This is a genomic window from Vicinamibacterales bacterium, from assembly GCA_035699745.1.
Taxonomy (GTDB): Bacteria; Acidobacteriota; Vicinamibacteria; order Vicinamibacterales; family 2-12-FULL-66-21; genus JAICSD01.
This window is the reverse complement of record DASSPH010000024.1, coordinates 1-8,953: the sequence shown is the minus strand read 5'-3', so window position 1 is coordinate 8,953 and position 8,953 is coordinate 1. Positions and strand designations below refer to the sequence as shown.

6 protein-coding genes are annotated in these 8,953 nt (G+C 69.6%); 4 read left to right on the top strand and 2 right to left on the bottom strand.

What is annotated here, in order from left to right; translation table 11 throughout:
• The coding region (locus tag VFK57_04530) for a hypothetical protein (GenBank protein ID HET7694951.1) at positions 1 to 943 on the top strand (943 nt) is incomplete at its 5' end.
• Between the two features lie 125 nt (positions 944 to 1,068).
• Here the strand turns inward: VFK57_04530 and VFK57_04525 are convergent.
• Positions 1,069 to 2,301, bottom strand: a complete 1,233-nt coding sequence (locus VFK57_04525) for an FtsQ-type POTRA domain-containing protein (GenBank protein ID HET7694950.1) — start codon at positions 2,299 to 2,301, stop codon at positions 1,069 to 1,071.
• Entirely contained in the window at positions 2,298 to 3,329 is a 1,032-nt protein-coding gene (locus tag VFK57_04520; protein HET7694949.1) for a hypothetical protein, read from the bottom strand. Before VFK57_04520 ends, VFK57_04525 begins: the two co-directional genes overlap by 4 nt.
• Before the next feature lie 129 nt (positions 3,330 to 3,458).
• Here VFK57_04520 and VFK57_04515 point away from each other — a divergent pair, with 129 nt between their 5' ends.
• The 3 genes from VFK57_04515 to VFK57_04505 all read left to right on the top strand — a co-directional run bounded on the left by VFK57_04515 (position 3,459) and on the right by VFK57_04505 (position 8,731).
• Positions 3,459 to 6,518 carry a BamA/TamA family outer membrane protein gene (locus VFK57_04515; protein ID HET7694948.1) on the top strand — a complete coding sequence of 1,020 codons (3,060 nt, stop codon included), beginning with the start codon at positions 3,459 to 3,461 and terminating at the stop codon, positions 6,516 to 6,518.
• Between the two features lie 429 nt (positions 6,519 to 6,947).
• A complete protein-coding gene (locus VFK57_04510) occupies positions 6,948 to 7,415 on the top strand; it encodes a DinB family protein (GenBank protein ID HET7694947.1) in 468 nt (155 codons plus the stop codon).
• A gap of 128 nt (positions 7,416 to 7,543) precedes the next feature.
• Entirely contained in the window at positions 7,544 to 8,731 is a 1,188-nt protein-coding gene (locus VFK57_04505; protein HET7694946.1) for a hypothetical protein, read from the top strand.
• The last annotated feature ends 222 nt before the right edge of the window (positions 8,732 to 8,953 follow it).

The window sequence follows — 8,953 nt, the reverse complement described above, 5'->3', positions numbered from 1 at the left end:
TATGAAAGAGGCGGCGACGTTCCTGCTCGACTACATGACGGTCGATGCCGCCGGCCGCCTGATCACCGGGCCCTCGCTCTCGCCCGAGAACCGCTACAAGCTGCCCGATGGCACGACCGCGCGCGTCTGCATGGGACCGTCCATGGACACGCAGATCGCCGACACGCTCTTCTCGCGCCTGATCGCGGCGAGCGAGATTCTTGGGACGGACGATGACTTTCGCGAGCGGCTGATCCGCGCGAGGGCGCAGCTGCCGCCGCTGAAGATCGGCCGCTGGGGACAGATCCAGGAGTGGCTCGAGGACTACGAGGAGCAGGACCCCGGGCATCGCCACATCTCGCAGCTCTTCGCGCTCAGCCCGGGCACCCAGATCACGCCGCGGGGCACGCCGGATCTCGCGCGCGCCGCCCGCGACACGCTCGCACGGCGTCTTGCCAACGGCGGCGGCCATACCGGATGGAGCCGCGCGTGGATCATCAACTTCTACGCGCGCCTGGAGGACGCGGCGAAGGCGCACGAGCACGTCCTCGCCTTGCTGGCGAAATCAACGCTGCCCAACCTGCTCGACAACCATCCGCCGTTTCAGATCGACGGAAACTTCGGCGGGACGGCGGGGATCGCGGAGATGCTGCTGCAAAGCCACGCCGGAGAGATCGCGCTGTTGCCGGCGCTCCCGGAGCCGTGGTCCGCGGGAGCGGTGCGGGGCCTGCGCGCCCGCGGCGCGGTGGCCGTGGACATCGAGTGGAGCGGCGGCCGCGCGACGCGCGCGATGCTCCGGCCCGACGTCGACGGCGACGTGGTCATCGCGGCGCCGCCGAACCAGCGCATCACCGGCGTCCGCGCGCGCGGCACCGACGTGCCGGTGACGTCCCGCACCGATCGGACGGTGACCGTGCGCCTGCGCCCCCGGACCGAGTACGTCGTGACCTTTGCGGGACGCTGAGTACTGGCAGCGACTGTCACGGACGTACTCACGCGGAGAACGCAGAGCTCGCGGAGAGAGAGCCGGAACCGAAGAGTTGCTCTGCGTTCTCTGCGACCTCCGCGAGAGTACGTCCGTGACAGGCGTTAGAAGCTGAATCCCGTCCCGAAGTGCACGCGGGTGCGACGGCCGTCGATCGATCGCGCCACGTCGAGGTTCAGGCTGAAGATGGCGGCGGTCAGCCAGAGACCCGCGCCGGCGCTGCGGTGTCGTGTCTGGCCGGCGATCCGCTCGCCGAACGGCGCGACCGATCCGCCGTCGACGAACACGTTGACTCCCGTACGGCCGGCGCTCAGCGGCGATGAGAAGGGTACGCGGAGTTCGGCCGACCAGACGAAACGCTTGTCGCCGGCGAACGCGCCGCCCCGGGTGCCGCGCAGTGTCGATCCGCCGAGCAGCCATTGCTCGTACCGGGGGAGCGGGGCCGAAGCCGTGTCGTACCCGACGCGCGCCGCGAGTACGTTCTGGCCGAACACCCGCTTGTAGCCGCGCGCATCGAGGCGGTAGCGATCGATCGCCGTTCCCGAGGCGCTGAAGCTGGCCGTGCCGATGGCGTGCAGGCGGTTCCACGCGGCGCTGGCCAGCACCGCATCCACCGGGTACGACGGGTCGTTCCGGGTGTCGAGGGTGACGTCCGCGCCGGAGGTCCACACGTTGTCCCGGACTGGCGCGAAGGTAATCCGGCTGCGGGCGATCTCGGCGCCGAGCGTCAGGCGCCCGAAGAGGCGCCGCTCGGCGCGTGCTTCGACCTCGAGACGGCGATCGTCGATCGAGAAGTGCGGGTTTTCGCGCTGCGCGAGCCCGAACGAGCCCGAGAGCCGGGTCACCGGACCGGACTTGAACGTCCGATCCATCTCCACCGCCACGCGGCGCGTGCCGCCCCACGAGAGCGGCACCGACAGACGCGTCCCCTTCCCGGCGACATCGACCATGCTCGTCCGCGCCCCGTACGTCCAGCCGTAGCCATCGTCGTACTGAAGAATGGGGAAGAACATCAGATGGCTGCGCAGGCGCCGGGCGACGCCCGGCGGCTCGCCGGTGGGACTGATGCCGGCGCGCTCGTGCACGAGCAGGACCAGCGAGACTTCGTCCATCGCCAGCGTGCGATAGCGCTTCCGCACCTGGACCTCGTCGAAGCGGCCGCTGTCGCGCAGCCGCTTCTCGATCGCCGCGAGATCGCCGGCGCCGAGCGCCTGTCCGACCGCGACGCCGGCCAGCTGGAGGACGACCGCGTCGCTGACCCTGGCGTTGCCGTGCACGCGGACTTCGGCGATGGTGTCGACCTGCAGGACGGCGGCGAGTGCGAGCATGGCGATCATCGGCCGCCCTCCTTCAGCCCCGGACGCTTCGGCACCGACACCTTGGAGGAGACATCCGCGCGGCGGTAGTTGCTGAACGCGCGCGTGTACTGCACTTCGATCGAGCCCAGCGCGATGGTGACGCCGGCGTGGATCGAGACGCCGCGCGGCAGCCACACGCCGGGAAACGGCTGGCCCATCTGCATGGAGGCGCGCAGGTCGTCGATGCGCACGATCCAGCCGGCGGGAAGGAAATCGAGCCAGACGTTGTCGAAGGTGTATTTGACGATCTGGTGCGACGTCGGATCCACCCACAGCGCGACCTGCGACGACTTGTTCATCTTGCGATCGATGTCGGCTTCGATCTCCTTTTCGCGGCGGCGCTGTTGCTCGCTTCGCGCATCGCGCCGCTCCTCGCGCCGCTCCTCGCGCCGCGAGTCGTCGCGCTCCTCGCGCGCCGCGCGGCGCTCCTCGTCGTTGTCGCTGAACAGCCTCGTCGGCAGGTAGTCGATCTTGAGCACGGCGGTGCCGTCGACTGTGTCCTTGCCGGCGAGGTAGTAGTTCCCCGGCTCGAACTTGAAGTCCATGAAATAGGACTCGGAGACGAATCGCGGCTCGTTGATCGACGGGGCACCCAGCACCGGCGGCTTCCCTTCGGCGGCGCGCTTCGCTTCACGCTCGCTGCGAGACGCGCGCCGGCGCTGCTCGGCCTTGAGCCAGCGGTCTTCATACGCGCGTCGATCCGCTTCGGGGATCGGGACGCCGTCGAACTCGAGCGGGCTGCGCACGTGATAGCCGTCGCGCACGTACCACGTGTACTTGCGCCGCATCCGTGTAAACGGCGCGCGTCCGGGCCCCAGGACTTCGAACTCCTCGACCTCATCCAGTACGTAGTCCTCGAGCGTCTTCCTGTCGATGTCCCGACGCTGCAGCGCGCGGGCCATGAAGGCGTCGAGATCGGTCGTCTTGCTCTCCGGACTCTGGGCGCCGGCCGCGGCAGGGCAGAGGACGAGCGCGAGGATGGCGAGGCAGGTCTTGGAACGGCGCACGGATGCCTCCGATTAGGCAGGCTGGCTCAGTGGTTGACGAAGCTGAACCGGGGTTGGTTCCGCGATTTCGACGCCGAGCCCGAAGGTACAGCCGTTGCAGCCCGCCGGTGGGGTCCCGCTGGAGGGGTAATGAAACGGACAGCTGCCTTTGCCTTGACGCTCGCCCTCTCGCTCGCCGTCGCGCCCGCGCCGGCGTCCGCCCAGGTCGGGTACTTCGGCCAGAACAAGGTCCAGTACCGGACGTTCGACTTCAAGGTCCTCAAGACCGACCACTTCGACATCTACTACTACCCGGAGGAGGAGCCGGCCTCGCGGATGGCCGCGCGCATGGCCGAGCGCTGGTACGCACGGCTGTCGACCATCCTCTCGCACGAATTGCGCGGCCGACAGGCCCTGGTGCTGTACGCGAGCCCGTCGCAGTTCCGCCAGACCAATGTCGTCGCGGGTGAGCTGGGGGAAGGGACCGGCGGCGTCACCGAAGCCTACAAGCGGCGTATCGTGCTGCCGTTCGCCGGTCCGCTCGAGGCGACCGATCACGTGCTCGGGCACGAGCTCGTGCACGCCTTCCAGTACGACATCACGAGCACCAACGCGAGCTCGGCGGCGGCGGGGAATGCCGGCGCGCTGAACCTGCCGCTCTGGTTCATCGAGGGGATGGCGGAATATCTGTCGCTCGGCCCGCGCGATCCGCACACCGCGATGTGGATGCGCGAGGCGATCCGCCGGGAGAAATTCCCCACCATCGCGGATCTGGACGACCCCCGCTACTTCCCCTACCGCTACGGGCACGCCTTCTGGGCCTTCATCGGCGGCCGGTACGGCGACCGCGCGATCGGCAGCATGCTGCGCTCCGGGGCCGGGAGCGACGGCTACAAGGGGGCGTTCACCCGCGTGCTCGGGCTGTCGGAAAAAGAGGTGTCGCAGCAGTGGCACGACGCCACCATGGCGGCGTACCGGCCGGTGGCGGAAGCCACGAAGCTGGTGTCGGCGAGCGCGCGCCCGCTGATCACCGAAAAGCCGAACCGCGGCGGCCTGAACGTCAGCCCCGAGCTGAGTCCCGACGGATCCAGGGTCGCCTTCTTCTCGGCGCGCGATCTGTTCTCGATCGATCTCTACATCGCCGACGCGACGACCGGAAAGATCATCCGCAAGATCACCGACAACGCCACCAGCCCGCACATCGAGAGCATCGGCTTCATCGACTCGGCGGGCGCCTGGTCGCGCGACAGCCAGCGCTTCGCCTACGCCACGCTCAGCGGCGGCCGCGCGGTGCTGTTCATCGCCAACGCGCGCACCGGCGACGAGGAACGCAGGATCCCGGTTCCCGAGGTCGACGAGATCCTCAATCCGGCGTGGTCGCCGGACGGCAACCGGATCGCGTTCGCGGCGCTCACCGGGGGCCTCAGCGATCTGTTCATCTACGACCTCGCGTCGAGCACGCTGAAGCGCATGACCAGCGACGCGTATTCGGAGCTGCACCCCGCATGGTCGCCGGACGGGCGCTCGATTGCCTTCGCCAGCGATCGGTTCAGCAGCGACCTGCGCGATCTGGACGCCGGGCCGCCGAAGCTCGCGCTCCTCGACGTCGCGACCGGCGACGTCCGCGCGCTCGGCGGCTTCGAGGGGGCCAAGAACATCAATCCCCAGTGGACGCCGGACAGCCGCGCGCTGTACTTCATCTCGGATCGCCAGGGCATCTCGAACATCTATCGCATCGACGCCGCCGGCGGCGAGCCGCTGCAGGTGACCAACCTGCTGACCGGCGTGTCCGGCATCACGGCGATGAGTCCGGCGCTGTCGGTCGGCGGTTCGCGCGTGGTGTTCAGCGTCTACGAGGCGGACAGCTACAACATCTACGCGCTCGACAACGACGCCACGACGTCGGGATCCGCGCTGGCGACCGGCCTCCCCCGCGACGCCGGCATCCTGCCGCCGCGCACGACCGGGGAAGGCACCGTCTACGCCTACCTTCGCCAGCAGACCGCGGGCCTGCCGTCGATCGCCGCGGAAGCGGCCTACGAGACCACGCCATACAAGCCGAAGCTGTCGCTCGACTTCATCGGCCAGCCGACCGTCGGCGTCGGCGTCGACAGCTTCGGCAGCTACGTCGGCGGCGGCATTTCGGCGGCGTTCAGCGACATCCTCGGCAACCACACGGTCGGCGGCACGCTGCAGCTCACCAATCGCTTCGACGAGGCCGGCGGGTCGGTCGTCTACTTGAACCGGTCGCGGCGCTGGAACTGGGGCGCCGCCGTCGACTCGACGCCCTACGTGCAGCGCGGCTTCGGGCAGGGGCTGGTCGATGCCGGGAACGGCCAGGTGGCGGTGGCCGAAGAGGAGCTCCGCATCATCCAGACCGACCGCGGCGTTGCCGGCATCGCGGCCTATCCGTTCAACCGCGCGCAGCGTCTCGAGTTCACCGGCGGCCTGCGGCAGATCAGCGGCAAGCAGGATCTGACGACGCGGCTGTTCGACATCAACACCGGGCAGCAGCTGACCGAGGATCGCCAGACGCTCAGCCGCTTCCCGACGCTGAACCTCGGGATGGTCAGCTCGGCGCTCGTCTACGACACGTCGATCTTCGGCGCGACGAGCCCGATCCGGGGTCAGCGCTACCGCCTGGAGATCGATCAGACCGCCGGCGATCTGAGCTATGGATCCGCGCTGGCGGACTACCGCACCTACCTGATGCCGGTGCGGCCGTTCACCATCGCGCTGCGCGGCATGTATTACGGGCGGTACGGGCGCGACGCCGAGAGCTCGCTGCTGACGCCGGTGTTCCTCGGCTACACGGAGCTGGTGCGCGGCTACGACTACGGGTCGTTCCGCGCCGAGGAATGCGGGACGGCGACGGATGGCACGTGCCCGGTGTTCGACAAGCTGTTCGGCTCGCGGATGGTGCTGGCCAACCTCGAGCTGCGGTTCCCGCTCTGGGGCGCGTTCGGCGGGGACAACTTCTACGGTCCGCTGCCGGTGGAACTCGGCGTCTTCACCGACGCCGGCGCCGCCTGGGATCGCAGCGGCTCGCTGCGGCTGACGGGCAGCGACGGCAAGCTGGTGCGCAGCGTCGGCGCGCTGATCCGCGCCAACCTGTTCGGCTTCGCGATCGCGGAGATCGACTACGTCCGCCCGATCGATCGTCCGGGCCGCGGCTGGCTGTGGGCGTTCAACCTGCGCCCCGGCTTCTAGGGTGCCAGTTCTAGGGTGCCAGGTCTGCGAACGGCCGTCTGACGGGGGTCAGGTCTGCCAACGGGCGCCAACGGGTGCCAGGTCTGCGAACGGCCCGCTGACGGGGGTCAGGTCTGCCAACGGGCGCCGACGGGTGCCAGGTCTGCGAACGGTCGTCTGACGGGGGTCAGGTCTGTAAACGGGCGCCAACCGGTGCGAGGTCTGCACCCGCCCGCCGTCGAGGGTCCGGTTTGCCAACGGCCGCCACGAAGCGACGCGCCCACGGCAGCCGGCGCGCGAACCGTGGTCGGCCGTCTGCAGACCTGACACCTGGCACCCATCCAGCGCCCGTTCGCAGACCTGGCACCATCCAGCGGCCGTTCGCAGACCTGGCACCCGTCCAGCGCCCGTTCGCAGACCTGACCCGGCGTTTGCTAAGCTCGACGGGGTATGCACAAGAACCCCTACGCCGAGGCCCTCGGGTCGCTCGATCCGGTGAAGGCGCTGTCCACGACGCCGCGCAAGATCAAGGCGCTGACGAGCAAGTGGACGGCCCGGCAGTGGCAGCGCAGCTACGCGCCCGGCAAGTGGACGGCGCGTCAGATCCTCGTGCATCTGGCGCAGACCGAGCTGGCGCTGACCACCCGCGTCCGCTACGGCGCGAGCCAGGAGGGGTACGTCGCGCAGCCGTTCGATCAGGATGCGTGGCTGTCGCTGGACGCGGCGGACGGACCGACGGCGCTCGACACCTACATGGCGCTGCGGCGCTTCAACCTCGCGATGTTCAAAGGGCTCGCGCCGAAGCTGCGCACGCGGCCCTTCACCCACCCCGAGTACGGCTCCCTCACCCCGGACTGGGTGATGGCGCAGCTCGCCGGCCACGAACTGCATCACCTCAATCAGCTGAAGCAGATTTGAAGCGTTCGACGCGCCGCGTCATTCTGGCGAACCTGATGGTCCCGGCCGTGGCCTGGATCGCCTAGGACCGGTACGAGGCGCGCGCGCTCGCGCGCGACATCGCCGCGCTGGCCGCACGCGGCGAACCTGTGGCGGCCGCGGACCTCTTCGCCGGCGGCGACACGCCCGAGCGCCGCCAGGCCGCACGCATCTACGCCGCCGCCGCGGAGCAGGCGGCAGCGCTCGAGCCGGAGCTGACGTTCCGTCTCTCCCGCATCGACGTGGACTCGCTCGCCGTGGTCGAAAGCGTCGAGCAGCTCGAACGGTCGTATCCGCACGACGCCCCGGCGCTGCAGTTGATCGATCAGGCGGCGCCGCTCGACTTCAACGGCTTCGGCGAGTTCTCCGACCGCGTGGGCCTGCAGGCCTTGTCGACGCTCGGATCGTTGTGCGCGCTCCGCGCGGATCTGCTCAGCGCGCGCGGACGGACCGAGGACGCCGCCCGCGCGCTGACGGCCTGTGTCCGGTTCGCCCGCGCCTTGTCGACGTTCCGGCGCGCCCAGCTGTCGACGCGCCTCCTCGGCAGCTGCCGGATCCTGCTGCGCCACGGCGCGGTCCCCGCGGCCGCCCTCGCGGACTTGCAGAAGAGTCTGACGACGCTGCCGGACGACGACACGCTCGCCGCGGACGCCCGGGCACAGCGCGTGCGCTTCCTCGAGTGGATCCAGGCGCCTGCGGAGGGGCCCTTCGAGGCGCTGCTGCGCCGTGTCATGCGTCCGTGGATCGCCCGCGCCAACCGGCAGCACCTCGGCACCTTCGACGAGCTGGTGGCGCTGGCGGCGCAGCCATGGCCGCGAAAGCTGGACGTCATCCGGCAGCGCGCAGAGCGCGCGGCGAGGGAGGCGGCCCCGCCCGGCGCCGAACGCCGCGGCATCATCGCGCGGCAGTTCCTGTCCGAGGGTGTCGCGTATGGAGGATTCGATGCGCTGTCGGCCGCGCTCGATCTCGCGTCGCGCCGTGTGCTGGTGACGGCCCTGGCGATCGAACGCTTCCGCGCGGATCGGGGCGCGCCCCCCGCCGCGCTCGACGCACTCGTACCGGCATACCTGCCGCGCATGCCGCTCGATCCGTACTCCGGCAATCCGATCGTCTACGCCCCGATCCCAACCGGCTACCGGCTCTACAGCGTCGATCGCGACCAGCGGGACGACGGCGGCGCGATTTACGGTGTGGGAAGCAGGACCGCCCGCCAACCGCCGCCGCGCCAGCCGCGCGATCTCGGCGTGCTCGTCGAGCTGACGCAGGCGCCACGGATTGCACGCACGCCGCGGAACTGAGGCAGGCGGCCACGGATTTCACGGAGAAACCCGGATACGATAAGGGGCGAGTCAATTGCAGCGGTGTGATTCCTGGCCTGTGTTTGTCTTCTTTTCGAATAAGTTCGGTTGCGCCGGCTCGATCGCCGTGTCGATCGCCGGGACGATTCTCCTGATCCTGCTGATGCGCGCCTGTTCGGGCTATCCCACGTGGTGAGCCGCGCCTACCGGATTGCCGTCGCC